Origin of the sequence: Geodermatophilus arenarius (assembly GCF_042654585.1) — a bacterium.
Lineage (GTDB): Bacteria > Actinomycetota > Actinomycetes > Mycobacteriales > Geodermatophilaceae > Geodermatophilus > Geodermatophilus arenarius.
The window spans coordinates 95682-120960 of the sequence record NZ_JBHSGR010000016.1 but is presented as its reverse complement, the minus strand read 5'-3'; the positions used below and the strand labels follow the sequence as shown (position 1 = coordinate 120960).

At 77.4% G+C, this 25279-nt stretch carries 21 protein-coding genes; 16 read left to right on the top strand and 5 right to left on the bottom strand.

What is annotated here, in order from left to right:
* Window positions 1-113: 113 nt before the first annotated feature.
* The 9 genes from ACFO3M_RS15315 to ACFO3M_RS15275 all read left to right on the top strand — a co-directional run bounded on the left by ACFO3M_RS15315 (window position 114) and on the right by ACFO3M_RS15275 (window position 12171).
* Window positions 114-926, top strand: coding sequence for a DUF3152 domain-containing protein (locus ACFO3M_RS15315; protein WP_387990401.1), 813 nt, complete (start codon window positions 114-116; stop codon window positions 924-926).
* Between the two features lie 121 nt (window positions 927-1047).
* Complete coding sequence (gene moeZ / locus ACFO3M_RS15310; protein ID WP_387990398.1) at window positions 1048-2208, top strand: adenylyltransferase/sulfurtransferase MoeZ; 1161 nt, start codon at window positions 1048-1050, stop codon at window positions 2206-2208.
* Window positions 2209-2339: 131 nt separating this feature from the next.
* On the top strand, window positions 2340-2927 hold the full coding sequence (locus tag ACFO3M_RS15305; RefSeq protein ID WP_387990396.1) for a TIGR03086 family metal-binding protein: 588 nt from the start codon (window positions 2340-2342) through the stop codon (window positions 2925-2927).
* A 77-nt stretch (window positions 2928-3004) separates the two neighbouring features.
* Window positions 3005-4033, top strand: coding sequence for a hypothetical protein (locus tag ACFO3M_RS15300; RefSeq protein WP_387990393.1), 1029 nt, complete (start codon window positions 3005-3007; stop codon window positions 4031-4033).
* Window positions 4030-4362, top strand: a complete 333-nt coding sequence (locus ACFO3M_RS15295; RefSeq protein WP_387990390.1) for an MGMT family protein — start codon at window positions 4030-4032, stop codon at window positions 4360-4362. Before ACFO3M_RS15300 ends, ACFO3M_RS15295 begins: the two co-directional genes overlap by 4 nt.
* A gap of 353 nt (window positions 4363-4715) precedes the next feature.
* The gene (locus tag ACFO3M_RS15290; RefSeq protein WP_387990387.1) at window positions 4716-7904 is read left to right on the top strand and encodes an ATP-dependent helicase; all 3189 of its coding nucleotides are present in this window, start codon (window positions 4716-4718) and stop codon (window positions 7902-7904) included.
* A 16-nt stretch (window positions 7905-7920) separates the two neighbouring features.
* Entirely contained in the window at window positions 7921-11340 is a 3420-nt protein-coding gene (locus tag ACFO3M_RS15285) for an ATP-dependent helicase (RefSeq protein WP_387990384.1), read from the top strand.
* Between the two features lie 56 nt (window positions 11341-11396).
* Complete coding sequence (locus ACFO3M_RS15280; RefSeq protein ID WP_387990381.1) at window positions 11397-11672, top strand: hypothetical protein; 276 nt, start codon at window positions 11397-11399, stop codon at window positions 11670-11672.
* Window positions 11673-11676: 4 nt separating this feature from the next.
* Window positions 11677-12171 (top strand): GNAT family N-acetyltransferase, encoded by a 495-nt coding sequence (locus ACFO3M_RS15275; RefSeq protein WP_387990378.1) that lies wholly within the window; start codon window positions 11677-11679, stop codon window positions 12169-12171.
* Between the two features lie 143 nt (window positions 12172-12314).
* Here the strand turns inward: ACFO3M_RS15275 and ACFO3M_RS15270 are convergent, their stop codons facing one another.
* Both ACFO3M_RS15270 and ACFO3M_RS15265 read right to left on the bottom strand, forming a co-directional pair.
* A complete protein-coding gene (locus tag ACFO3M_RS15270) occupies window positions 12315-12845 on the bottom strand; it encodes a GNAT family N-acetyltransferase (protein WP_387990375.1) in 531 nt (176 codons plus the stop codon).
* Window positions 12842-13678 carry an alpha/beta fold hydrolase gene (locus ACFO3M_RS15265; protein WP_387990372.1) on the bottom strand — a complete coding sequence of 279 codons (837 nt, stop codon included), beginning with the start codon at window positions 13676-13678 and terminating at the stop codon, window positions 12842-12844. Before ACFO3M_RS15265 ends, ACFO3M_RS15270 begins: the two co-directional genes overlap by 4 nt.
* 45 nt (window positions 13679-13723) lie before the next feature.
* Here ACFO3M_RS15265 and ACFO3M_RS15260 point away from each other — a divergent pair, with 45 nt between their 5' ends.
* The 6 genes from ACFO3M_RS15260 to nudC are packed head-to-tail and all read left to right on the top strand — an operon-like array spanning window position 13724 to window position 21375.
* Entirely contained in the window at window positions 13724-15127 is a 1404-nt protein-coding gene (locus ACFO3M_RS15260; protein WP_387990369.1) for a M20/M25/M40 family metallo-hydrolase, read from the top strand.
* A complete protein-coding gene (locus tag ACFO3M_RS15255) occupies window positions 15124-16731 on the top strand; it encodes a serine/threonine-protein kinase (protein WP_387990367.1) in 1608 nt (535 codons plus the stop codon). The genes ACFO3M_RS15260 and ACFO3M_RS15255 overlap by 4 nt, the downstream gene beginning before the upstream one ends.
* A gap of 54 nt (window positions 16732-16785) precedes the next feature.
* Window positions 16786-17682, top strand: coding sequence for a DUF2510 domain-containing protein (locus ACFO3M_RS15250; RefSeq protein WP_387990364.1), 897 nt, complete (start codon window positions 16786-16788; stop codon window positions 17680-17682).
* A 41-nt stretch (window positions 17683-17723) separates the two neighbouring features.
* A complete protein-coding gene (locus tag ACFO3M_RS15245) occupies window positions 17724-19034 on the top strand; it encodes a M16 family metallopeptidase (RefSeq protein ID WP_387990361.1) in 1311 nt (436 codons plus the stop codon).
* Window positions 19031-20410, top strand: coding sequence for a M16 family metallopeptidase (locus ACFO3M_RS15240; RefSeq protein WP_387990358.1), 1380 nt, complete (start codon window positions 19031-19033; stop codon window positions 20408-20410). Before ACFO3M_RS15245 ends, ACFO3M_RS15240 begins: the two co-directional genes overlap by 4 nt.
* Entirely contained in the window at window positions 20407-21375 is a 969-nt protein-coding gene (gene nudC, locus ACFO3M_RS15235) for an NAD(+) diphosphatase (protein ID WP_387990356.1), read from the top strand. The genes ACFO3M_RS15240 and nudC overlap by 4 nt, the downstream gene beginning before the upstream one ends.
* Before the next feature lies 1 nt (window position 21376).
* Here the strand turns inward: nudC and ACFO3M_RS15230 are convergent, their stop codons facing one another.
* From ACFO3M_RS15230 to ACFO3M_RS15220, 3 genes are all read right to left on the bottom strand, one after another.
* Window positions 21377-21724, bottom strand: coding sequence for a nucleoside/nucleotide kinase family protein (locus tag ACFO3M_RS15230; protein WP_387990353.1), 348 nt, complete (start codon window positions 21722-21724; stop codon window positions 21377-21379).
* Window positions 21725-22023: 299 nt separating this feature from the next.
* The gene (locus tag ACFO3M_RS15225) at window positions 22024-22617 is read right to left on the bottom strand and encodes an ANTAR domain-containing protein (RefSeq protein WP_387990350.1); all 594 of its coding nucleotides are present in this window, start codon (window positions 22615-22617) and stop codon (window positions 22024-22026) included.
* Window positions 22618-22738: 121 nt separating this feature from the next.
* A complete protein-coding gene (locus ACFO3M_RS15220; RefSeq protein ID WP_387990347.1) occupies window positions 22739-23002 on the bottom strand; it encodes a mycoredoxin in 264 nt (87 codons plus the stop codon).
* A 213-nt stretch (window positions 23003-23215) separates the two neighbouring features.
* Here ACFO3M_RS15220 and ACFO3M_RS15215 point away from each other — a divergent pair, with 213 nt between their 5' ends.
* Window positions 23216-25255, top strand: a complete 2040-nt coding sequence (locus ACFO3M_RS15215) for an ATP-dependent helicase (protein ID WP_387990344.1) — start codon at window positions 23216-23218, stop codon at window positions 25253-25255.
* The last annotated feature ends 24 nt before the right edge of the window (window positions 25256-25279 follow it).

The following is a 25279-nucleotide window of genomic DNA, read 5'->3' as shown; positions in this document are numbered from 1 at the left end:
CCGACCGCCGCGACCCGCCGGCGCGGCCCCGTCCCCCGCGGCCCGCGGAGCCGGGGGCGGCTCCCGCCGCCGGTCGCCGGGCCGCGCGGCCGCAGCGGCGCCGGCGAGGCCCGGTGGGCCGGTTCGTGGCCCGGTGGGGCTGGCGCGCCTACGCGATCCCGCTGCTCGTCGTCGCCACCGTGCTGACCGTGCTCGACCTGCTCGGTCCGGGCACGCCGGCCCGGGTGGGCGCGACCGCCGGCAGCACGGGGTCGGTGGCCTCCTCGACGGCGACCGCCACGTCGGCGGCCTCCTCGACGCCGAGCGCGACCCCGACGGACACCCCCGCGCCCACCGCGCCCGCGGAGGGCGACGCCGGCCCGACCGGCCTCCCGGCGCCCGCGGCCGGCACGTACGTGGAGCAGGGCGCGGGCACCGTGGCGGTCGTCCCCGGCAGCTCGGGGGTCTACGGCACCGGGCCGCTGCAGCGCTTCGTCGTCGAGGTCGAGGACGGGATCGGCGTCGACGGGGCGGCGTTCGCGGCCGCGGTGGAGGCCACCCTCGGCGACCCCCGCTCGTGGGGGAACGGCGGCCGGATGTCCTTCCAGCGCGTGGACACCACCGACGCCGGTTCCTACGACTTCCGGGTCAGCCTCGTCAGCCCCGGCAGCATGGAGCGCTACTGCCCGGGCGTGGGCACCGGCGGCTACACCTCCTGCCGCTACGGCGAGCGCGCGGTCATCAACCTGGCCCGCTGGGAGACCGCCGTCCCCGACTACCAGGGCGACGTCGCCACGTACCGCCAGTACGTCGTCAACCACGAGGTCGGGCACGCGCTGGGCAACGGCCACCAGGACTGCCCCGGTCCCGGCCAGGTCGCCCCCGTGATGCAGCAGCAGACCCTCGGCCTCGAGGGCTGCGCCAAGAACGCCTGGCCGTACCCCTGACCCGGCCCGCCCCGGACGCCGGGGCGGGGAGGGCGGGAACAGACCCGCGTGCCACCCTGTTGGACCGTCGAACGCAGGCCCCGCCGTCCTGGGGCCGCTGGTCGAGACCCGAGGAGCAAGCGTGTCCCTGCCACCCCTGGTGGAGCCCGCCGCCGACCTGTCGATCGACGAGGTCCGCCGCTACAGCCGCCACCTGATCATCCCGGACGTCGGGATGGACGGGCAGAAGCGGCTCAAGAACGCCAAGGTGCTCGCCGTCGGCGCCGGTGGCCTGGGCTCGCCGGTGCTGATGTACCTGGCCGCCGCGGGCGTCGGCACGCTCGGCATCGTCGAGTTCGACGTCGTCGACGAGTCGAACCTGCAGCGCCAGATCATCCACGGGCAGTCCGACGTCGGCCGGTCGAAGGCGGAGAGCGCGCGCGACTCCATCAAGGAGATCAACCCGCTGATCGACGTCCGGCTGCACGAGACGCGCCTGGACAGCGACAACGTCCTCGACATCTTCAGCCAGTACGACCTCATCGTCGACGGCACCGACAACTTCGCCACGCGCTACCTGGTCAACGACGCGTGCGTGCTGCTGGGCAAGCCCTACGTGTGGGGCTCGATCTACCGCTTCGACGGCCAGGTCTCGGTGTTCTGGAACGAGCACGGGCCCAACTACCGCGACCTGTACCCGGTCCCGCCGCCGCCCGGGATGGTCCCCTCCTGCGCCGAGGGCGGCGTGCTCGGCGTGCTGTGCGCGACCATCGGCGCCATCCAGGCCACCGAGGCGGTCAAGCTGATCACCGGCATCGGCGAGACGCTGCTCGGCCGGCTCATGGTCTACGACGCCCTGGAGATGACCTTCCGCACGATCAAGGTGCGCAAGGACCCCGAGGCCGAGCCGATCACCGGGCTCATCGACTACGAGGCCTTCTGCGGCGTCGTGTCGGTCGAGGCCCAGGAGGCCGCGGCCGGTTCGACCATCACCGTCGACGAGCTCAAGGACATGATGGACGCGGGCAAGGACTTCGAGCTGATCGACGTCCGCGAGCCCAACGAGTACGAGATCGTCTCGATCCCGGGCGCGACCCTCATCCCCAAGGACGAGATCCTCTCCGGCCGCGCCCTGTCGCGGCTGCCGAACGACAAGCCGATCGTGCTGCACTGCAAGACCGGCGTCCGCTCGGCCGAGGTGCTCGCCGCGGTCAAGAACGCCGGCTTCAAGGACGCCGTGCACGTCCAGGGCGGCGTGACGGCGTGGGCCACGCGGATCGACAAGACGCTGCCCACCTACTAGGAGGACCTCGTCCCTCCCCACGACACGCTGCGCGCGCCGCGGGACCCGGGGACGAGGCCGTTCCGGCGCCTCACCAGGGCCCGGCACCCGTGACGGGTGCCGGGCCCTCGGCGTCCGTGTTGACTGGTCCGGTGCCCGAGCCGACGTCACCGACCGAGCTGCTGGAGCTCTTCCAGCGCGCCCAGGCCACGTTCACCGACCGCGTCGACGCCGTCGAGCCGGGGCAGTGGGACCTCGAGGCGCTGCCCGGCTGGACGGTGGCCGACCTGGTCGCGCACCTGGTCGGTGAGGCGCACTGGGTGCCCGGGCTGCTGGCCGGTGAGCCCCTCGACGCCGTCGCCGCGCGCGTGCCGGCCGGGACCGACGCGCTGCTCGGCGACGACCCGCTCACGGCGTGGGAGACCGTCGCGGACGAGGCGCTGGCCGCCGTCGCCACCGCCGACCTGGCGGCCGGCACCGTGCACCTGTCCCGCGGCCCGACGCCGGCCCGCGAGTACGTCGAGGAGCTCACCGCCGACCTCACCGTGCACGCCTGGGACCTCGCGCGCGCCACCGGCGGGGACGAGGCGCTGGACCCGGCGCTGGTCCGTGCGGCGGAGGCGATGGCCGCGCGGCTGCCCGCCGACGGCGTGCCCGGCCTGTTCGCGCCGGCGGTCGAGCTGCCCGACGGCGCCGCCCCGCAGCGGCGCCTGCTGGCCCGCTTCGGCCGCCGGGCCTAGCCCGCCGCGACGCGTCGGAGGGGTCCGCCGCACCCGACGTCTCCCTATCCTCCGGGGCACGTCAGCGGGAGGTCCCCATGAGTCAGCCGCCCTACGGCCCGCCCGGCCAGCCGGATCCGTACGGTCAGGGCCAGCCGGGCCAGCCCGGCCAGGGCCAGCCGGGTCAGTACGGCCAGGGCCAGCCGGGTCAGTACGGCCAGCCGGGTCAGTACGGCCAGGGCCAGCCGGGTCAGTACGGCCAGCCGGGCCAGTACGGCCAGCCGGGCCAGTACGGCCAGGGCCAGCCGGGCCAGGCCGGCCCGTACGGCCAGCCCGGCCAGTACGGCCAGGGCCAGCCGGGTCAGTACGGCCAGCCCGGTCAGTACGGGCCGCCGGGTCAGTACGGCCAGCCCGGTCAGTACGGGCAGCCGGCCCCGTACGGGCAGCCCGGGGGCCCGGGACCGGGACGCAACCGGCGCGGGCTGGTCATCGGCCTCGTCGCCGCTCTGGTCCTCGTGGTCGCCGCCGCGGTCGTCCTGTTCGTCGTCCTCCGGGACGACGACCCGGCCCCCGCGGCCGGCGCCACGACCACCTCGGCCGAGTCGTCGGCCGGCACGTCGTCGCGCCCGTCCCCGAGTGCGCCGTCGTCGTCGACCAGCGCGGCCCCGACGACGGGTGGGTCCGGGCCCGGCGGGGACCTGCTGGCGATCCTCCCGGTCGACTTCACCGACTGCGCGGAGGCCGCGCTCGCCGGCGACGGCGACGTCGCCCACGCGTCGTGCGGCGCGAGCACCACCCAGCCCGGTCCGCAGCAGGCCGAGTTCTTCCAGTACCCCGACAAGGCGACGATGGACGCGGTGTTCACGGACGACGCCTCGAACCAGGGACTGGCGCAGCTCCCCGAGGGGCAGGACTGCACCGCGACGACCGGCATCGGCTCGTGGGGCGGCGGGAGCAACAGCGGCCTGGTGGCGTGCGCCATCGACACCGAGAACAACGCGGTGGTCATCACCTGGACCGACGACGCGGCCCTCGTCGAGGGCATCGTCGGGGCGCCGGGTGGCACGCAGGCCGACCTCGCCGCGCTCTACGCCTGGTGGCAGGCGCACAGCGACTACCGGCTGTGAGCCCCCGGCCGCCCGGGGAGCCGCGCCGCCCGTCCGCGGTGGACGCCGCCGACGTCGACGAGGCGGTGTACGACGCCGTCGAGTCGATCCCGCCGGGCCGGGTGAGCACCTACGGGGCGATCGGCCGGCTGGTCGGCGTCGGGCCCCGGCGGGTGGCCCGCGCGCTGTCCGGTGGCGGCGGCGGGGCGGCGGTGCCCTGGTACCGGGTGGTCCGCGCCGACGGCACCTGCGCCGAGCCCGTGCGGGTGCGCCAGCTGCAGCTCCTGGCCGGGGAGGGCGTGCCGGTGCGCGACGGCCGGGTCGACCTGGCCGCCGTCGCCTGGCCCTGAGGCCGGACGGCTCCATCGCCGGCCCGGGCGGCGACACGTCCTGGCCGACCCCGCACCTGGCCGACCCCGCACCTGGCCGACCCCGCACCCGGCCGACCCCGCACCCGGCCGACCCGAACCCGACGGCGGACCGGCTCGTGGCCCGCGTCGGCGCGGTGCCGGTCGGCGCCCGCACCCTCGGCGGCGACGACCCGAACCGGGGCACCGGGCAGGAGGGCGCCTCCGGCGGCCGGTGGACGAGGCGCTGCCGGACCGCCTCCCCGGCGAGACCGGGCACCGGTACCGGGTCGGGGACCCGCCCGCGTGACGAAGCGCTCTGCGGCGCTGTCGGTGAGTCGTGGTGTCATCGGAGGGTGGCACTGCGGGGGGACGAGGGTGCGCCGGTCTACCGGCTCGTGCAGCCGCACCGGGAACCGGTGGGGCCGCCGCGGCTGGACCCCACCCAGCAGGCCGTCGTCGACCACGCCGGCGGCCCGCTGCTGGTGCTCGCCGGCCCCGGCACCGGCAAGACGACGACGATCGTCGAGGCCGTCGCCGCCCGCATCGACCGCGGCGTCGACCCCGAGCAGGTCCTCGTCCTGACCTTCAGCCGCAAGGCCGCCGCCGAGCTGCGCACCCGGATCACCGCGCGGGTCGCCCGCACCATCCGCGAGCCGCTGGCCCGCACCTTCCACTCCTACGCGTACGGCGTGCTGCGGCGGGCGGCGCTGCTGCGCGGCGAGGCCCCGCCCCGGCTGCTCACCGCCGCCGAGCAGGACGCCGTCGTCGCCGAGCTGCTGCGCGGTGACCTCGCCGGGGAGGGCGCGGTCCGCTGGCCGGCGTCGCTGCTGCCGGCGCTGGCCACCGCCGGGTTCCGCGGCGAGCTGCGCGAGCTGCTGCTGCGGGCCACCGAGCGCGGCGTGGACCCCGAGCTGCTGGCCGCGTGGGGCCGGGAGACCGGCACCGACGCGTGGCTGCACGCCGCGGCGTTCCAGGAGCAGTACGAGGCGGTCACCGCCTTCTCCACGGCCGGCGGCGGCGACGCCTCCGGCTACGACCCCGCCGAGCTGGTCCGGGCCGCGATCGCCGAGCTGGAGGACGACCCCGAGCTGCTGCGCCAGGAGCGCGCGCGGGCCCGCTGGCTGTTCGTCGACGAGTACCAGGACACCGACCCCGCGCAGGTCGAGCTGCTGGAGCTGCTCGCCGGGGGCGGCGGCGACCTGGTCGTCGTCGGCGACCCCGACCAGGCGATCTACGCGTTCCGCGGCGCCGAGCCGCGCGGCATCGTCGAGTTCCCCGACCGGTTCCGCACCGTCGACGGCCGGCCCGCGCAGCGGCTCTCGCTCGGCGTCAGCCGCCGCTCGGGTCCGGCGCTGCTGGAGGTCGGCCGCCGGGTCGCCGAGGCGCTCCCCGGCCCGTGGGAGCACCGCCGCCTGCAGCCGGTCGAGGGCGCCGACGCGGGCCGCGCCGAGGTGCACGTGTTCGGCTCGGCCGCCGTCGAGGCCGCCTACGTCGCCGACACCCTGCGCCGCGCCCACCTCGTCGACGGCGTCCCGTGGTCGGACATGGCCGTCGTCGTCCGCACCGTGCTGGCCATCGGCCCGCTGCGGCGCGCGCTGACGTCGGCGGGCGTGCCGGTCGAGGTGTCCACCGACGACCTGCCGCTGGCCGCGCAGCCGGCCGTCGCGCCGCTGCTGGCGGCGCTGACCGCGCTGCTGCCCCGGCCCGGCGACGAGCCCGGGGCGCTGGCTCTCGACGAGCCCGGCGCCGAGGCGCTGCTGGCGTCCCCGCTCGGCGGCGCCACGGTCCTCGACCTGCGCCGGCTGCGCCGGGCGGTGCGGATCGCGCAGGCCCAGCGCGGCGTGGACGCCGACGAGCGCGGCACCCCGCTGGCCACCGCGCTGGCCGACGCGCCGCTGCTGGAGGAGCTGCCCGAGGCGGTGGCCCGCCCGGCCCGCCGGGTGGCCGCGGTGCTCGCCGCCGGCCGGGTCGTGCTCGCCCGCGACGGGTCGGCCGAGGACGTGCTGTGGGCGATGTGGCAGCGCAGCGGCCTGGCGGGCCGGTGGGCGCGGGCCAGCGCCGCCGGGGGAGCCGCCGGCGCCGCCGCCGACCGCGACCTCGACGCCGTCGTCGCGCTGTTCGACGCCGCGGCCGGGTTCGTCGACCGGCTGCCGTCGGCCACCGTCGGCGCGTTCGTCGAGCACCTGTCGGCCCAGGAGCTGCCGGGCCTCACCGGCGCCGAGCGCGACGCCGCCACCGACGCCGTCCGGCTGCTCACCGCGCACGCGTCCAAGGGCCTGGAGTGGGACGTCGTGTGCGTCGCCGGTGTGCAGGAGGGCATCTGGCCCGACCTGCGCGACCGCGGCACGCTGCTCGGCACCGAGTTGCTGGTGGAGCGGGTGGCCGGCATCGACGGCACGTCGGTGGACCGGCGCACGCAGATGCTCGCCGAGGAGCGGCGGCTGTTCTACGTCGCCGCCACCCGCGCCCGGAAGCGGCTGGTGGTCACCGCCGTCGAGGGCGCGCTGGACGGTCCCGACGCCGGGGCCACCGCCTCCCGCTTCCTCGACCTCGTCGTCGCCCCGCCGGACGACGGCCGGCCGCTCACGCCGCTGCCGCGCTCGCTCACGCTGCCGGCTCTGGTGGCCGAGCTGCGCCGCGCGGTCAGCGACCCGCAGACCGACCCGGCCCGCCGCTCGGCGGCCGCGGCGGTGCTGCGCCGGCTGGCCGCCGAGGGCGTGCCCGGCGCCTCCCCGGAGGACTGGTGGGGCCTGGCGCCGCTGTCCGACGACGCCCCGCTGGTGCCTGACGACGAGGTGGTGCGGGTGCGCCCCTCGGCGATCGAGACCTTCCAGCGCTGCCCGCTGAAGTGGGTGCTCGGCGCGGTCGGCGCCGAGGCCGCCCCGGAGTCGCACCGCACGGTCGGCTCGGCGGTGCACGCGGTCGCGCAGAAGGTGGCCGAGGGGCTGCCGGCCGCCGAGGCGCGGGCCGCGCTGGCCGAGGAGCTCGACGCCCTCGACCTCGGCCCCGGCTGGGCGGACCAGCGGCAGCGGGTCGCCGCCCGCGACATGCTCGAGCGCTTCCTCGGCTGGCACACCGCCAACCGCCGCGAGCTGCTCGCCGCCGAGGCCGACTTCGACGTCACCGTCGGGCGGGCGCGCATCCGCGGCCAGGTGGACCGGCTGGAGCGCGACGCCGCGGGCCGGCTGGTCGTCGTCGACCTGAAGACCGGCCGCACGCACGCCAAGGAGGTCGACACCCACGGGCAGCTGGCCGCCTACCAGGTGGCGGTGGCCGCCGGCGCGTTCGGCGACCACGGCAGCGCCCCGGGCGGGGCCTCGCTGCTGCAGGTGGGTACCGGGACGAGGGCGAAGGAGCAGGCGCAGGACGCACTGCCGCCGGACGTGCCGCTGGGGGAGACGTGGGCGGGGCAGCTGGTCGCCGAGGTCGGCGAGGGCATGGGCGCGGCCACCTTCGAGGTGCGCACCGGCAGCCACTGCGGGCGGTGCCCGGCGCGGCGCAGCTGCCCGCTGCACGAGCGCGGCCGGCAGGTCACCGCGTGACCCGGCGGGGACGCCGGTGAGCCGGCGCGCGCCCACGCCCGACGAGCAGCTCTCCTTCGACGACCTCCTGGGCCCGGCGGTCGCCGAGCCGGTGAAGCCGAGGCGGCTGCTCGACCCGGCCGAGGTGGCGGCCCGCTGCGGGCTGTCGTACGCGCCCTCGCCGGAGCAGGCCGGGGTGGTGTCCGCGCCCGCCGACCGGCCGCTGGTCGTCGTCGCCGGGGCCGGGTCGGGCAAGACCGAGACGATGGCCGCCCGGGTGTGCTGGCTGGTCGCCAACGAGCTGGTCGCGCCGGAGGAGATCCTCGGGCTCACGTTCACCCGCAAGGCGGCCAGCGAGCTCAACGAGCGGATCCGGCTGCGGCTGGGTGCGCTCGCCCGCCACCCCGAGACCGACCCGCAGCTGAGGGAGCGGCTGGCCGTCGCGGTGCCGACGGTGTCGACCTACCACGGGTACGCAGCCTCGCTGGTCTCCGAGCACGGGCTGCGGATCGGCGTCGAGCCCGGCGCCGGCGTGCTCGGCCCGGCCATGTGCTGGGGGCAGGCGGCCGCCGTCGTGTCCGGCTGGACCGGCGACATGGACGACGTCCCGCTGAGCCCGCTGACCACCACCGAGGACGTGCTGGCGCTGGCCGCCGAGCTCGGCGAGCACGACGTCAGCCCCGCGGCCCTGCGGACCTGGACCGCGCGCCTGGAGGCGCAGGTGGCCGGCTACCCCGACGCGAAGGGCAAGCGCGGCCCCTACAAGCCGGTGGTCGAGATGCTCGCCCGGCAGCGCGCCCGGGTGGCGCTGCTGCCGCTGGTCGAGGCGTTCGAGGGGCGCAAGCGCGCCGCCGGGGCGATCGACCACTCCGACCAGGTCGCGCTGGCCGCGCGGATCGCCGTCTCCGCGCCCGAGGTGGGCCGCCGCGAGCGGGCGCGCTGGCGGATCGTGCTCCTCGACGAGTACCAGGACACCAGCGTCGGCCAGCTGCGGATGCTCGAGGCGCTGTTCGGGCGGGCCACCGGGCACGCGGTGCTCGCCGTCGGCGACCCGCGCCAGTCGATCTACGGCTGGCGCGGCGCCTCGTCCGGGACGATCGAGCGCTTCGACCGCACCTTCCCCGGCGCCCGCGGGAAGGGGGCGCAGCGGCTCACGCTGGCCACGAGCTGGCGCAACGACGGCGCGGTGCTCGACGTCGCCAACGCCGTCGCCGGGCTGCTGCCCGCGCCGGTCGTGGCGCTGCCGGACCTCACCGCCCGGCCCGGCGCAGGGCCCGGCACCGCCCTCGCCGGGCTGTACACGACGGTGGCCGAGGAGACCGAGGCGCTCGCCGACCGGCTGGCCGCCTGCTGGCGCGGCGAGGACCCCGCGCTGCCGCCCCGGCCCGACGGCCGCCCGCCGACGACGGCGGTGCTCGTCCGCACCCGCAAGCAGCTGCCCGGCATCGCCGCCGCGCTGCGCGCCCGCGGGCTGCCGGTGACCGTCGTCGGGCTCGGCGGGCTGCTCGAGGTGCCCGAGGTGTCCGACGTCGTCGCCACCCTCACCGTCCTGGTCGACCCCTCCGCCGGCGACGCCCTGGGCCGGCTGCTCACCGGCGCCCGGTGGCGGATCGGCCCGCGCGACCTCGCGGCGCTGGAGGCCCGCGCCCGCGCGCTGGTGCACGCGCGCACGCCGGACGGGGACGACGACGAGCCGGTCCGGCGCTCCGAGCGGGGCAGCATCGTCGAGGCGCTCGACGACCTCGGCGACCCCGGCGCCTACTCGCGCGCGGCGTACCGCCGGCTGCGCCGGCTCGCCGGTGAGCTCGCGCACCTGCGCGGGCGGCTGGGGGAGTCGCTGCCGGACCTGGTCGACGAGGTCGCCCGGACCCTCGGCCTGGAGACCGAGCTGGCCAGCACGCCCGGCGTGAGCCCCGGGGCGGCGCGGGCGCACCTGGACGCGCTGCACGCCGTCGCCGCCGAGTTCACCGAGCTGGCCGAGCTGCCCTCGCTGCCGGCGTTCCTCGGCTACCTGCGCGACGCCGAGGAGCGCGAGCGCGGCCTGGAGCCCGGCGAGGTGGCGGTCGACCCCGAGTCGGTGCAGCTGCTCACCGTGCACTCGGCCAAGGGCCTGGAGTGGGACGTCGTCGCCGTGCCCGGCATGACCGCCGACCAGTTCCCCTCGCGCACCGACACCAGCGACTCCTGGGTCAAGGACCCCGGCGCGATCCCGGTCGACCTGCGCACCACCGACCGCGCCGAGCTGCCGCAGCTCCGGCTGCCGGTGCCCGGCTCCGGCGACCAGGCGGCGGTGCGCGCGGCGCTCGAGGACTACGTGGAGGAGTGGAAGGCCTTCGGCGAGGCCGAGGAGATCCGGCTGGGCTACGTCGCGGTCACCCGCGCCAAGCACCTGCTGCTGTGCTCGGGCAGCTGGTGGCGCGAGGGCGTGAAGCCGAACGGTCCGTCCGTGCTGCTCGACACCGTCCGGCGGGCGTGCACCGCCGGCGCGGGCGTCGTCGTCGCCTGGGCCGAGCGGCCGGAGGAGGACGCGACCAACCCCGCGCTGGAGGAGTGGCCGGTCGGGCTGTGGCCGGCCGACCCGCTGTCCCCGCCGCGCCGCCGCGCGCTCACTGCCGCCGCGGAGCTGGTCACGGGCGCCGCCCCGCACCCCCTGGACCCGGCGGCCGCGCTGGGCACGTCCGACCCGGTGGTCGAGCAGTGGGTGCGCGAGGCCGACCTGCTGCTGCGCGAGCGCCGCCGCACCGCGCGGCCGACCGTCGAGGTGCCGCTGCCCAGCCACCTGTCGGTGTCGGAGCTGGTCGCGCTGCGTCGCGACCCGGCCGAGCTGGCCCGCCGGCTGCGCCGGCCGATGCCGTCGGCGCCCGCGCCGCTGGCCCGCCGGGGGACGGCGTTCCACGCCTGGCTGGAGGAGCGCTTCGGCGTCTCCCGCCTGCTCGACCTCGACGAGCTGCCCGGCTCCGGCGACGAGTCCGCGGCGCCCGACGGCGCGCTGGGCGCCCTGCAGGCGGCGTTCCTCGCCGGCCCCTGGGCCGACCGGCAGCCGGTCGAGGTGGAGGTGCCGTTCGAGACGCCGCTGGGCCCGCTCACCCTGCGCGGGCGCATCGACGCCGTCTTCGCCGACGGCGACGGCGGCTTCGAGGTCGTCGACTGGAAGACCGGCCCGCCGCCGTCGGGCGCGGAGCTCTCGGCGGCCGCGGTGCAGCTGGCCGCCTACCGGCTGGGCTGGTCGCGGCTGACCGGCGTCCCGGTGGAGAAGGTGAGCGCGGGCTTCCACCACGTCGCCGCCGGCGTCACCGTGCGCCCGGTCGACCTGCTCGACGAGGCCGGCCTGCTCGCCCTGGTCACGGGGGAGGCCACCCACGAGGAGCTGCCGCCGGAGCCCGACGACGACGAGCTGCCCCCGCCGCCGGAGCCCGACGACGAGGAGCTGCCCCCGCCGCCCGAGGAGGAGACGTGAGCGCACGCCGGAACCCGTGACGGCCCCGGGGCGGGGCGCACGGGGGAGGAGGCACCGTGGTCACGACCGCGATCCCGTGCCACCGCGGCGGCGTCCGGCCGGAGGTCCTGGAGACGCCGTTCCGGGCGTTCGCCGTCGGGTACGTCGCCGAGGAGGTCCGCACCGGGACGGGCCACCGGCTGTGCTCGATCGGCTGGCCGCCCGCCCGGGAGCTGGTGCAGCGGCTCCTCAGCACCTCGTCGCGCCGGGGGCGCCGGCGCTGGTCGGTGCCGCCCGGGGCGCCGGCCCGGTCCTGCCGTCCCGGGACCCGGTTGACGTGCGGGCCAGCCTGACGGGGTGACCGTCGTGATCCGGGACCTCGAGGACGCCGACGTCGACGGCGTCGTCGCCCTGTCGCTGCGCGCGTGGGCGCCGGTCTTCGCGTCCTTCGAGGCGGTCCTCGGCCGGGCGGTGTACCGGCACCTGTACCCCGACTGGCGGGCCTCCCAGGCGGCCGCCGTCGCCCGGGTGCTGCGCGCCGCGGGGATGCGCGTGCGGGTGGCGGTCGACGACGGCCGGCCGGTCGGCTTCGTCGCCGTCGTGGTCCACGACGGGACGCACGACGAGCCGGACGGCGGGGAGGTCGAGATGCTCGCCGTCGACCCGGTGGTCCAGCGGCGCGGCATCGGGCGTGCGCTCCTCGACGACGGCGTCGATCAGTTGCGTCGCGCCGGTGTCCGGATCGTCGCGATCGGCACCGGCGGCGACCCGGGGCACGCGCCGGCCCGGCGGACCTACGAGGCCGCTGGTTTCACCGCACTCCCGCTGGTCCGCTACTACCGGCTGCTCTGACTCCCCGCCCGTTCCACGGCGACGTGCCCCGAGCGGACGCGGGCCCGGCCGGTGCGCACCGGACCCTGCGCCGCGGCCGCGGCCGGATCGGGTGCCTGGCGCGGTCGGGCCCGTGGACGGGGAACGGACGGCTCAGGCGGGCATCAGGCGTCGGGGACGGCGTCCGGGGTGTCCGTGCTCACCGAGGCCAGTGCCGTGCCGTACTGCAGCACGGGCACCCCGGACGGCGCCCGGAGGACCGCCTCCTGGGTGAGACCGACCTTCCGGGCGACCGCCAGCGATGCGGCGTTGTCCGCGTGCACCATCGCGACGACCCGCGGCACCCCGAGCACCCGAGCCCGGTCCAGCGCGATCGCCGCCGCCTCCGTCGCGAGGCCGCGCCCCCAGAACCGGCGGCCCAGCCGCCAGCCGACCTCGGGCACCCCGGTCGGTCCCCACGGCTGCGCCCAGGGCTGGACGCCGGTGAAGCCGACGACCTGGTCCCCGACGAGCACGGAGAACAGGCAGAGGCCGGTGCTCGCCGCCAGCGCCTGCTGCCGTGCCACGAACGCCGCGTACCACGCCCGGTCCCGCACCTCGCCGCTGCCGACGTACCGCATGACCTCCGCGTCGTCGAAGAGGTCGGTCCAGGCGTCGGCGTCCTCGGCGGTGGGGACGCGCAGCCGCACGGTCACGAGGAGGCGATGCGGTCCAGGATCGCGGCGGCGAGCTGGTCGGGCGCCTGCTCGGGGATCCAGTGGCTCACGCCGGGCAGCTCCACGAACCGGTAGTCGCCGGCGACGAAGGACCCGCAGCCCTCGGCGGCGATCCGGCCGATGGCGATGTCGGCGTCGCTCCACACGAAGGTGGTCGGCACCGTCACGTCGTCCACCGGTGTCGACGAGCTCATCGCCCGGTACCAGTTGAGCGCGGCGGTGAGCGCCCCCGGCGCGGACAGCACGGCCACGTACTCGTCGACCGCCTCGGGGGCGACCGCGTCCCCGTACATCCGCCGCAGCCGGCGGGCGCCGTCGGCCAGCAGCACCTCCTCGGCCTTGCCCTCCTGCCAGAACAGCCGGATGTAGGACGAGCGCTCCTTCTGCTCCGGGTCGGAGCGGTACGCCGCGGTGAACGCCGTCGGGTGCGGCACCGAGACGGCGGTCAGCGACCGCACCCGGTCGGGGTGCCAGCCGGCCAGCGCCCAGGCCACGTTGGCGCCCCAGTCGTGCCCGACGACGTCGGCGACCGGGACGTCCATCGCCGTCATGAGGTCGGCGGTGACCTGCACGAGGTTGGGCAGCGCGTACGAGTCGACGTCGAGCGGCCGCGCGCCGGGGGAGTAGCCGAGCTGGTCGACGGCGTAGGTGCGCAGCCCCGCCTCGGCCAGCCGCGGCGTCACCGCGGCCCACGACGCTGAGGTCTCGGGGAAGCCGTGCAGCAGCACCACCGGCCGCCCGTCCCCGGGGCCGTCGGCCCGCACGTCGAAGGTCAGGTCACCGACGTCCACCCGCAGCAGTTCTCCGGCCATGGGTCGCAACGTATCCGGTGCCGGTGCGCCGCTACCGTCGCGCTCGTGACGAGCCCGGAACGCGACTTCGTGCAGGCCCACCTCGACGACCTCCACGCCGACCTCGACGCCTGGCTGCGCATCCCCTCCATCTCGGCCGACCCGGCGCACGCCGGCGACGTCGCGGCGAGCGCGGAGTGGCTGGCCGGGGCGCTGCGCCGCACCGGGTTCCCCGTCGTCGAGATCTGGCCGACGCCGGGCGCCCCCGCCGTCTACGCCGAGTGGCCCAGCGCCGACGACGACGCGCCGGTCGCGCTGGTCTACGGCCACCACGACGTGCAGCCGGTCGACCCCCTGGAGCTGTGGGACCACCCGCCGTTCGAGCCGACCCGCGTCGAGACCCCGGCCGGCCCCGAGCTGCACGCGCGCGGCGCCATCGACGACAAGGGCAACGTCGCCTTCCACCTGCTCGGCATCCGCGCGCACCTGGCCGCCACCGGCCGCGACACCCCGGCCGTCACGGTGAAGCTGCTGGTCGAGGGCGAGGAGGAGTCCGGCTCGCCGCACTTCGCCGACCTGCTGCGCGAGCGCGCCGACCGGCTGGCCTGCGACGTCGTCGTCGTCAGCGACACCGGCATGGCCGCCCCCGACGTGCCCAGCGCCGTCGTCGCCATGCGCGGCCTGGCCGACGCCGAGATCACCCTGCGCGGCCCCGCCGTCGACCTGCACTCCGGGTCCTTCGGCGGCGGCGTGCCCAACCCGCTGCACGCGATGGCGTCCCTGCTCGCGGCGCTGCACGACGAGCAGGGCCGGGTCACCCTCCCCGGCTTCTACGCGGAGGTCCGGGAGCTGACCGACCGCGAGCGCGAGCTCATGGCCCGCGTGCCCTTCGACGAGGCCGCCTGGCTGGCCGGGCCGGCCGCCTCCCGCGCCACCGCCGGCGAGGCCGGGTTCAGCACGCTGGAACGGATCGGCGCCCGCCCGACCGCCGAGGTCAACGGCATGTGGGGCGGCTACACCGGCCCCGGCCACAAGACGATCGTCCCGGCCGAGGCGCACGCCAAGCTGACCTTCCGGCTGGTCGCCGACCAGCGGCCCGAGGACGTCGGCCCGATGCTGCGCGCGTGGGTCGAGCAGCACCTGCCCGAGGGGATCACGGCCGAGGTGCACACCCCGCCCGGCGGCGTCGCCCCGTGCGCGAGCGACCTCGACTCGCCCCACACGGGCGCCCTGCTGCGTGCCATCGGCCAGGCCTTCGACACCGCCCCGGACGACGTGCTGTTCACCCGCGAGGGCGGCAGCGGCCCGGAGGCCGACCTCGTCGAGGTGCTGGGCGCGCCGCTGGTCTTCCTCGGCGCCGGCCTGCCCACCGACCGCATCCACTCACCGAACGAGCGGGTGCTGCTGCCGATGCTGCACCGCGGCGCCGAGGCCGCGGCCCACCTGTGGCGGGAGCTGGCCGCGCGGTGACCGCGCCGGCGGACGGCGGGCGCTTCGGCCCCTACCGGGTGCTCGGCGTGCTCGGCCGCGGCGGCATGGGCCAGGTGCTGCGCGCCCACGACGGCGAGCACGAGCGCGACGTCGCCCTCAAGGTGCTGCACCCGCAGTGGGCCGCCGACGAGAGCTACCGCGAGCGGTTCCGCCGCGAGGCCCGCATCGCCGCGCGGCTGAACGAGCCGCACGTCGTCCCCATCCACCGGTACGGCGAGGTCGACGGCCAGCTGTTCCTCGACATGCGGCTGGTCGAGGGGGAGGACCTCGCCTCGCTGCTGCGCCGCGCCGGGCGGCTGTCCCCGGCCCGCGCGGTCGACGTCGTCGGCCAGGTGGCCCGCGCGCTCGACGCCGCGCACGCCGGCGGCCTGGTGCACCGCGACGTCAAGCCCTCCAACGTGCTGCTGGTCGCCCGCGCCGACGGCGGCGACCTGGCGGCGTCGGCGCCCGGTGAGGACTTCTGCTACCTCGCCGACTTCGGCATCGCCCGCACCTCGGCCGACGCCACCGGCCCGGCGCTGACCGGCACCGGCATGGCCGTGGGCAGCACCGAGTACATGGCGCCCGAGCGGTTCGGCTCCGGCCCGCTCGACGCCCGTGCCGACGTCTACTCGCTGGCGTGCGTGCTGTTCGAGGCGCTCACCGGGAGGCGGCCGTTCGCCGGTGACGACCCGGTGGCGCTGATGGCCGCGCACGTCCACGAGCCGCCGCCCCCGCCGTCGTCCCTGGCCCCGGGCGTCCCGCCGGCGCTGGACGCGGTGGTCCTGCGGGGCCTGGCCAAGGACCGCGACCGGCGCTGGCCCACGGCCGGGGCCATGGCCGCCGCCGCGCGCGCCGCGCTGGCCGAGAGCGGCGTCCCCGTCCCCGGGAGCGACGCCGGGACGGCGGTGGGCCCGGCCGCCGACGGCGCCCCGGCCCGCGCGGTCACCCGGCAGCAGGAGACGGGCCACCCGGCCGCGCCGCCCACTCCCGTCGGGCCGCGCCCACCGGTCCCGCGGCGGCCCGCCCGCCTGCCGTGGGTGCTCGCCGGGCTCGGCGCGCTCCTCGCTCTGGCGCTCGCCGGGGCGCTGGTCGCGGTGGTCCTCCGGCTCGACGACGCCCGCGAGGACGCCCGGGCGGCCGGCCAGCGGCTGGTCGCCACCGCACTGGCGGCGGGCACCGACCCCGCGGCGTGCACCGCGGAGGAGCCCGCCGACGGCGTCCTCCGGGAGCTCAGCTGCCCGGGCGACCCGGAGGAGGACGGGCCGTCCGCGGTCACCTACGCGGCGCACGACGGCGACGGCGCCGCGCGGGCCCTCGCCGCCGACACCCGGGGGCTCGACCGGCTCGACGACCGCTTCGACTGCGGACCGGAGTACGAGGGCGCCCCCGGGCCCACCGGCTGGTTCCCCGTCCTCGACGACGACGGCACCGAGGTCGGCCGGGCGGCCTGCTGGGTGGACGACGAGGGCGACACCGTGTTCGCCTGGACGTGGGACGACCTCGGGACCTACGCCGTGGCCGAGCTGCGCGGCGGCGGCGTGGACGGCCTCTCCACCCTGCGCGGCTGGTGGGACGACGGCGCCGACCGCGGCCACGACTGACCTGCACGCCGCGGCAGCCCGGGACGGCGCGCCTCCCGCCCTACGCTGCCCCCCGTGACCGGACCTGGGCTGACGCGCGCACCCGCGGGGTGGTACCCCGACCCCGACGGCGCTCCCGGGGTGGTGCGCTGGTGGAACGGGGAGACGTGGTCCGACGTCACGACGCCGGCCGGACCCGGGGTCGCCGTCCAGGCGCCGCCGATGGCCGCGCCCCCGTCGCCCCGGGACGGCGGGTCCTGGCCGCCGGGCCCGTCGTCGGAGCCGGCCCGGCGGCCCCGCACGGCCTGGTGGGTCGGGGGATCGCTGCTGGCCGTCGTCGCCGTGGTCGTCGTCGCGCTGGTCGTCGGCCTGTCCGGGGGCAGCGCCACCGGGCAGGGCACCGAGACCGACCCGCCGGTCGCCGGCTCCCCGCCGGCCGGCCCGACGTTCCCGCCGGGCACCGTGCGGATCATCGACGAGGAGGCGGGCATCTCCTACCCCTTCCTCGGCAACGGCTGGTACGAGTACGACCTCGGCTCCATGCCCGAGACCCGCACCATCGCCGGGCAGTACTTCATCACCCAGGAGCAGACCCCCGACGGCGGCAACTTCATCGCCCAGTGCACGTCGGGACCGGTCTCCGACGGCTACGGCTGGACCGGCCCGGGCAGCGAGCAGGCGACGGTGACGGCGCTGGCCGACAGCGTGCGCGCGGCCTACTACCCGTACCCGAACGAGCGGGAGGTGCTGCGCGACGAGGCGCTGACCGTCGACGGCCACGCGGCGCACCTGGTCGAGTTCCAGCTCACCTGGGACGTCGAGGGCTACGACTCCACCGGTGAGCGGGCGGCGCTGCTGGTCGTCGACGTCGGCCGGCCCGACCCCGCGCTGCTCTACGTCTCGATCCCCAACACGCACGCCGAGCTCTACGGGACCATCGACCGGGTCGTCGCCGACATCGACGTGCTGTAGGCGCCCGGCGCGGCGTCGTCCCGCGTGGTTACTGTCGGTCCGTGACAGCAGCGGGAGCCGACCTGACACTGCGGCACCCGGTGGAGCGCTTCACGCTCGACAACGGGCTGCGAGTGGTCCTCGCGCCCGACCGCAGCGTGCCGGTCGTGGCCGTGACCGTCTTCTACGACGTGGGCATGCGCAACGAGCCGGAGGGCCGCACCGGCTTCGCCCACCTCTTCGAGCACGTCATGTTCCAGGGCTCGGCACACGTGCCGAAGATGGAGCACGCCCGCCTGGTGCAGGCCGCCGGCGGCACGTTCAACGGCTCGACCCACCAGGACTACACGAACTACTACGAGGCGCTGCCCGCCGAGGCGCTCGAGCGCGCGCTGTTCCTCGAGGCCGACCGGATGGCCGCCCCGGCCATCACCGAGGAGAACCTCCGCAACCAGATCGACGTGGTCAAGGAGGAGATCCGGGTCAACGTGCTCAACCGGCCCTACGGCGCCTTCCCGTGGCTGCAGCTGCCGCAGATCGCGTTCGAGAGCTTCGCCAACACCCACGACGGCTACGGCTCCTTCGTCGACCTGGAGAGCTCCACGGTCGCCGACGCCGAGGACTTCTTCTCCCGCTACTACGCGCCGGGCAACGCGGTGCTGTGCATCGGCGGGGACCTCGACGTCGGCGAGACCGAGCGGCTGGTCCGCCGCTGGTTCGGCCCGGTGGAGGCCCGCGAGGTGCCGCCCACCCCCTACACCGGCGAGCCCTCGCCGACGACGGTGCGCCGCGACGTCGTCGAGGACCGGCTGGCCCCCGCGCCCGCCGTCGCCCTGGGCTGGCGGGTGCCCGACCCGGTCGGCGACCTCGACACCTACCTGGGCACCGTGCTGCTCGCCGAGCTGCTCAGCGAGGGCGACGCCTCCCGGCTGGAGCGCCGGCTGGTGCACGACGACCGCCTGGCCGTGGCGCAGAGCAGCTACGTGGGCCTGTTCGGCGACCCCTTCGACGTCCGCGACGCCACGCTGCTCACCACCCAGGTGCACCACCCGGCCGCCGTCCCGGTGGAGGACGTCCTGGCCGCGGTGCACGAGGAGATCGGCCGGGTCGCCACCGACGGCGTGAGCGCCGAGGAGCTGGCCCGGGTGCAGGCCCGCACCAGCGCGCAGCTGCTGCGCCAGGCCGACTCGGTGCTCGGCCGCACGCTGGCCTTCGCCGGCGCCGAGCTCGTCCACGGCCGCGCCGAGCTGGCCGGGGAGCTCGCCGCCCGGCTGGCCGCGGTCACCCCCGACGCGGTGCAGGTCGCCGCCAAGGGACTCGATCCCGGCACCGCCGCGATCCTCGAGCTGCGCGCCACCGGAGGAGCCCGATGAGCGCCCCCGTCCTCGACCTGGGCCTGATCCCGCCGCTGGGCGAGCCGCGCCCGCAGCCGGTCCCCGAGGTCGCGACGACGACGCTGCCCAACGGGCTTGCCGTCGTCGTCGTGCCGCGGCCCGGCGTGCCGCTGGTCGAGCTGCGGCTGCGCGTGCCGTTCGCCGCGACATCCCCGCGCGGCGCCCTCCAGCACGCCGCCCGGTCCTCGGTGCTCTCCGGCGCGGTGCTGCTCGGCACCGGGCGGCGCGACGCCACCGCCGTCGCCGAGGCGCTGCAGGGCCACGGCGCCGAGCTGACCGTGGCCGCCGACCCCGACCGGCTGCTGTTCTCCACCACGCTGCTGTCCGAGGGGCTGGCCCCGGTCCTCGGCGTGCTCGCCGAGGTGCTCATCGACGCCGCCTACCCGGGCGACCAGGTCGAGGCCGAGCGCGACCGGGTGGCCGAGCGGATCGCCATCGCCCGCTCCCAGCCCGGCGTCATCGCCCGCACCGCGCTGGCCGCCCGCCGCTACGGCACCCACCCCTACGCCGCGCAGCTCCCCGCGCCCGAGCTGGTCGGCAAGGTGACCGCCCCCGCCCTGCGCAAGCTGCACCGCGAGCGGCTGCTGCCCGCCGGCAGCACGCTGGTGCTCGTCGGCGACCTCGACGTCGCCGCGGCCACCGACGCCGTCGCCGAGGCGCTCGGCGGCTGGACGGGGGAGGGCACCGCGGCCGGCGCCAAGCCCGCCCCGACGCTCGCCCCGGGCCACCTCGAGGTGGTCGACCGGCCGGGCGCGGTGCAGTCCAACATCCGCCTCGGCGGGCCGGCGCCCGGCCGCACCGACCCCGACCTGCCCGCCGTCCGGCTGGCGAGCACGGTGTTCGGCGGCTACTTCTCCTCGCGGCTGGTCGAGAACATCCGGGAGCGGCGCGGCTACTCGTACAGCCCGCGCAGCGCCGTCGACCACCTGGCCGCGGCCTCGTCGTTCCTCGTCGAGGCCGACGTCGCCACCGAGGTCACCGGCGCCGCGTTCCTCGAGACGTGGGCGGAGCTGGGCCGGATGGCGCTGGCGCCGGTCACCGAGGCCGAGCTGGACGCCGCCCGCCGCTACGTGCTCGGCAGCATGGCGCTGTCGACCGCCACGCACGCCGGGCTGGCCGGCACGCTGTCCGCGCTGGCCGGGTCGGGTCTGTCCGCGGAGTGGCTGGCCGAGCACCAGCGGGCGCTGGCCGAGGTCACCGTCGAGCAGGTGCAGGAGGCCTCCCGCCGTCACCTGGCGCCGGCCGCGCTGACCGCCGTCGTCGTCGGGGACGCCGAGCGGGTCACCGACGCGCTGCGGGCCCTCGGCCCGGTCGACGTCACCGCCAGCGCCGCCGCCGCGCCGGACCCGGCGTGAGCGTCCCGCCGGGCGGCAGCACGCCCGACGACGTCGCCTCGCCGGAGGCCGTGCGCGGGTTCTGGCCGGCCGGCACGCCCGACACGACGGGCACGGTGCCGGTGCTGTCCCGCTCGGCGCACGACCGCGACCACCTCGGCCGGTCGCTGGAGGACCCCACCCGCGGGCGGCCGGTGCGGGTGCTCACCGTCGACGAGCGCCGCGCCGTCCCGGTGCGCGAGACCGACGGCGGCCCCGAGCTGGTGTGGGACGAGCAGCCGGCCCTGCCGGCGGGCGCGGTGTACCTCGGCGAGGCCGGCGGCGTCCCCTACGCGGCGGTCCGCGGCGAGCGGGCGCTGACGGTCAACGGCCGCCCGGTGGACGTGTGGACCGGGCTGCGCGAGGTGGGCGCCGACCTCGGCGACCTCGACGCCGGCCTGCTCGCCGAGGCCGTCGGCATCCTGGAGTGGCACGAGCGGGCCCGGTTCAGCCCGCTGTCCGGTGCCGCGACGACGATCGAGCGGGCCGGCTGGGTGCAGCGCGACCCGGTCACCGGCACCGAGCTGTTCCCCCGCACCGACCCCGCGGTGATCATGCTGGTCCACGACGGCGGCGACCGCTGCGTGCTGGGCCGGCAGGCGGTGTGGCCGCCCGGGCGGTTCTCGATCCTCGCCGGGTTCGTCGAGCCGGGGGAGTCCGCCGAGGGCGCGGTGGCCCGCGAGGTCGCCGAGGAGGTCGGGCTGGCGGTCACCGACGTCCGCTACGTGAGCAGCCAGCCCTGGCCGTTCCCGCAGTCGCTGATGCTCGGCTTCGTGGCGCGCGCCGAGGGGGACCTGGAGCTGCGGCTGGACCCGACCGAGATCGAGGAGGCCCGCTGGTGGACCCGCGAGGAGCTGCGCTCGGGCCGCGGGCCCGCCGCGCTGCCGCCGCCGGTCTCGATCGCCCGGCACATCATCGACCGCTGGGTGGCCGGGGAGCTCGACTGAGTCAGGCGAAGCGGCCCTGCAGGACCAGCGCGGGGTGCTCGGGGCGGTCGGCCAGCACCACGGCGTCGGCGAGCAGCATGGGGTCGACCTCGTCGTCGTAGCGGTCGAAGGCGGGCAGCTCCCACGCCTGCTCCGCGGGGAAGCGCCGCCTGCGCGCGGCCGGCGCCACCCGCAGGTGCACGACGACGTCGAAGGCGAGCCCCACGCCCTGCAGCAGCGGGCCGGGGACCAGCAGCACCCCGCGCGACGGCATCGGGCGGTAGCCGGCCCGCGCGGCGCGGTCGCGGCCGACGTCCCACAGGACCGGCAGGTACTCGGCCGGCCCGCCGGGACCCACCCGGTCGAGCACCTCGCGGGCCAGCGCGCCGGCGTCGAGCCAGTCGGTGTAGCGGGCGTCGGGATCGGTGCGGCCGTGCTCGAACCGCAGGGAGGCCGGCCGGAGGAACCCGGCGGCCGGGACGACGACGGCCGGGCGGCCGAGCGCGGGCAGCCGCTCGGCGACCGCCCGGGCCAGGCCCTCCGGCTCGGCGACGTCGGGCCCGTCGACGGCGACGCGCAGGGCGGCCGCGCCCGGCTCCGGTCCGACGTCGGCGAGGACGGCGGCCAGCCGGCCGGCCAGCGCGCCCGGGGTCAGCGGCTGCGGACCGCTCAGCGGCGGCCGTCCGCGGGCACGGCGGGGCCGGGGCGGCCCGGCGCGTGCGGGACCCGCCGGCCCGGCGGGCGGCGGGGGACCGGCGGCAGGGCCGCGGCCGGCTCGGCGGGCGCCCCGTCGAGGGGCTCGAGCACCTCGCGGGCGAGCTCGTGCACCGGCCGCCCGAGCGACCGGGCCTGGGTGCGCAGCGCCTCGAACGCCGCCCGCGGCGTGGTGCCCTGCCGCTCGGCGAGCACGCCGATGGCCCGCTCGGTGGCGACCCGGGAGGCCAGCGCGTGCTCCAGCTGGGCGACGGTCCGCTCGAGCGCGGCGATCCGGGCGTCCCGGGGGTCGCCGTCCGGCCCGGCGTCGGCCGTCCCCCGCGCGGCGCGGCGCGTCGCGCGGTCGGGATCGGCCGGGCCGTCGAGCTCCTCGGCGACGAGGTCGGCCAGCGACAGCCCCTCCAGCAGGTCGGCGACGTCGTCGGCGCGGCCGGGGGACAGGACGCTCCAGCCGCGGCCGGTCCGGGCGAGCACGACGGAGGGCCGGTCGGCGGGCGGCTCCTCCGGGGTCGCTGCGGACACGGGGAGGTGCACGGCGTCCGAGGTCACGACAGCGGCTCCCGCGGGTGCTCGGCCGGTGGGCCGGGGGGACGTCGGCGTGCCACGGTCGCGACCCGCCGGGGGACGATGATGCACCGCCGGGGGCCGCGGCCCCTGCAGCACCCGCCGATCAGGCGTCCGACTGCTGCGCGAGCCGCGCCTTGACCTGGTCGATGCTCGGGTTGGTCAGCGCGCTGCCGTCGGCGAAGACCAGGGTCGGGACGGTGCGGTTGCCGCCGTTGGCGTTCATGACGACCTCCGCCGCGGCGGCGTCGCGCTCGATGTCCACCTCGGCGTAGTCGATGCCCTCGACCTGCATGAGCTTCTTGAGCCGCACGCAGTACCCGCACCAGGTGGTGGTGTACATCGTCACGGCGGCGGGCGCGGCAGTCACTCGGGGTCCTCCAGGGGATCGGGGCGGGGACGCGACGACGTCCCAGGGGGCCAACACCGCGGGCCCGTCGCCTCTTCCCGGCCTCGCCGTCCCCGGGCGCACCGGCCGTCCCCAGGCGCCGGGGTGTCCGCGCCGTCTGTCGTCCCGGGCTGGGACACTCGCAGGAGCGGTCCGCCGGCCGCCGTCCCCCTGTGCCCTCGGAGGAACCACCGCATGCCCCGGACAGCCGACGCGCCCCTGGCGACCCCCGGGTCCGCGGGGACCTCCGCCGGTGCCGAGGCGGTCCTGGCCGGGCTCGACGAGGAGCAGCGCGAGGCCGCCTCGGCGGTCACCGGCCCGGTGTGCATCCTCGCCGGTGCGGGGACGGGCAAGACCCGCACGATCACCCACCGCATCGCCTACGGCGTGCACACCGGCGCGTTCGTCCCCGAGCAGGTGCTCGCGGTGACCTTCACCGCCCGTGCGGCCGGGGAGCTGCGCACCCGGCTGGCCAGCCTCGGCGTCGGCGGGGTGCAGGCCCGCACCTTCCACGCGGCGGCGATGCGCCAGCTGCGCTACTTCGCGCCGCGCGTGCTCGGCGGCCCGCTGCCGCCGCTGATCGAGAACAAGCTGCGGGTCGTCGCCTCGGCGGCCACCCGCAACCGGCTGACCACCGACCGGACCAGCCTGCGCGACCTCGCCAGCGAGATCGAGTGGGCCAAGACCACGCTGGCCACCCCGGAGGACTACCCGGCCCGGGCCGCGGCCGCCGGGCGCGAGCCGCCGTTCGACGCCGCCGCCGTCGCCCGCGTGTACGCCTCCTACGAGTCGGCCAAGCAGCGCGACGGCGCACTGGACTTCGAGGACCTGCTCCTGGTCACCGCGTTCGCGCTGGAGGAGCACCCCGACGTCGCCCGGCAGGTGCGCGCGCAGTACCGCCACTTCGTCGTCGACGAGTACCAGGACGTCAACCCGCTGCAGCAGCGGCTGCTCGACGCCTGGCTGGGCGGGCGGGCCGACGTCTGCGTCGTCGGCGACCCCAACCAGACCATCTACTCCTTCACCGGGGCCGACCCCGACTACCTCCTGGGCTTCGCCGACCGCTATCCCGACGCCGCGGTGGTCAAGCTCGAGCGCGACTACCGCTCGACGCCGCAGGTGGTGGGGCTGGCGAACAAGCTCATCGGGCAGGCGCCGGAACGCAAGAGCATCTTCCGGCTCAAGCTCCTCGGCCAGCGGGCCGAGGGCCCCGAGCCGCGCTTCTTCGAGCACGCCGACGAGCCCGCCGAGGCCGCCGCGGTCGCCCAGGCCTGCCGCGCGCTCGTCGAGAGCGGGACGCCGGCGTCGGAGATCGCGGTGCTGTTCCGCATCAACGCCCAGTCCCAGGTGTACGAGTCGGCGCTGGCCGACGCCGGCGTGCCCTACGTCCTCAAGGGCGGGGAGCGGTTCTTCGAGCGGCCCGAGGTCCGCGAGGCGGTCGTCCTGCTGCGCGGCGCGGCCGCCGGCGGCCACGAGCCCGGCGCGCTGGTGCCCACGGTGCGCGACGTGCTCGCCTCGACCGGCTGGGTGGAGCACCGCCCGCCGGCCGGGGGAGCGGCCCGCGACCGCTGGCAGTCGCTGGCCGCGCTGGTCGACCTCGCCGTCGACCTGGTGGCCGAGGACCCGACCACCGACCTCCCGCGCTTCGTCGCCCACCTCGCCGAACGGGCCGACGCCCAGCACGCGCCGACCGTCCAGGGCGTGACGCTGGCGTCGATGCACGCGGCCAAGGGCCTGGAGTGGGACGCCGTCTTCGTGGTCGGCCTGGTCGACGGCGTGCTGCCCATCTCCCAGTCGCTGTCCCGGCCGGAGGCGGTGGAGGAGGAGCGGCGGCTGCTCTACGTCGCGGTCACCCGCGCCCGCGAGCAGCTCACCCTCTCCTGGTCGCTGGCCCGCAACCCCGGCGCCAAGCGGGCCCGGCCGCGCAGCCGCTTCCTCGACGGCCTGGTGCCCGGCTCCACGCCGTCGGCCCCGCCGCCGCCCCGGAGGACCAAGCGGGCCAAGGTCGTGCTCGAGGGGGAGGCCGGGGAGATCTTCGAGCGGCTGCGCGCCTGGCGCAGCAGCACCGCGCAGGCCGCCTCGGTGCCCGCCTACGTCGTGTTCACCGACGCCACCCTGCAGGCCATCGCCGAGGCGAAGCCGACGAGCATCCGCGAGCTGTCCGGGCTCCCCGGCATCGGCGCCCGCAAGCTGGAGATGTACGGCGAGGACGTCCTCGCCACCGTCGGCGGCTGACCGGTCACCGGCCGTGCCCACCGC

What these genes read in the sequence shown, in the direction of transcription:
- ACFO3M_RS15300 (WP_387990393.1), top strand. Translation starts at nt 3,005, where the DNA reads ATGAGTCAGCCGCCCTACGGCCCGCCCGGCCAGCCGGATCCGTACGGT.
- ACFO3M_RS15265 (WP_387990372.1), bottom strand. Translation starts at nt 13,678, where the DNA reads ATGGCCGGAGAACTGCTGCGGGTGGACGTCGGTGACCTGACCTTCGAC.
- ACFO3M_RS15240 (WP_387990358.1), top strand. Translation starts at nt 19,031, where the DNA reads ATGAGCGCCCCCGTCCTCGACCTGGGCCTGATCCCGCCGCTGGGCGAG.
- ACFO3M_RS15215 (WP_387990344.1), top strand. Translation starts at nt 23,216, where the DNA reads ATGCCCCGGACAGCCGACGCGCCCCTGGCGACCCCCGGGTCCGCGGGG.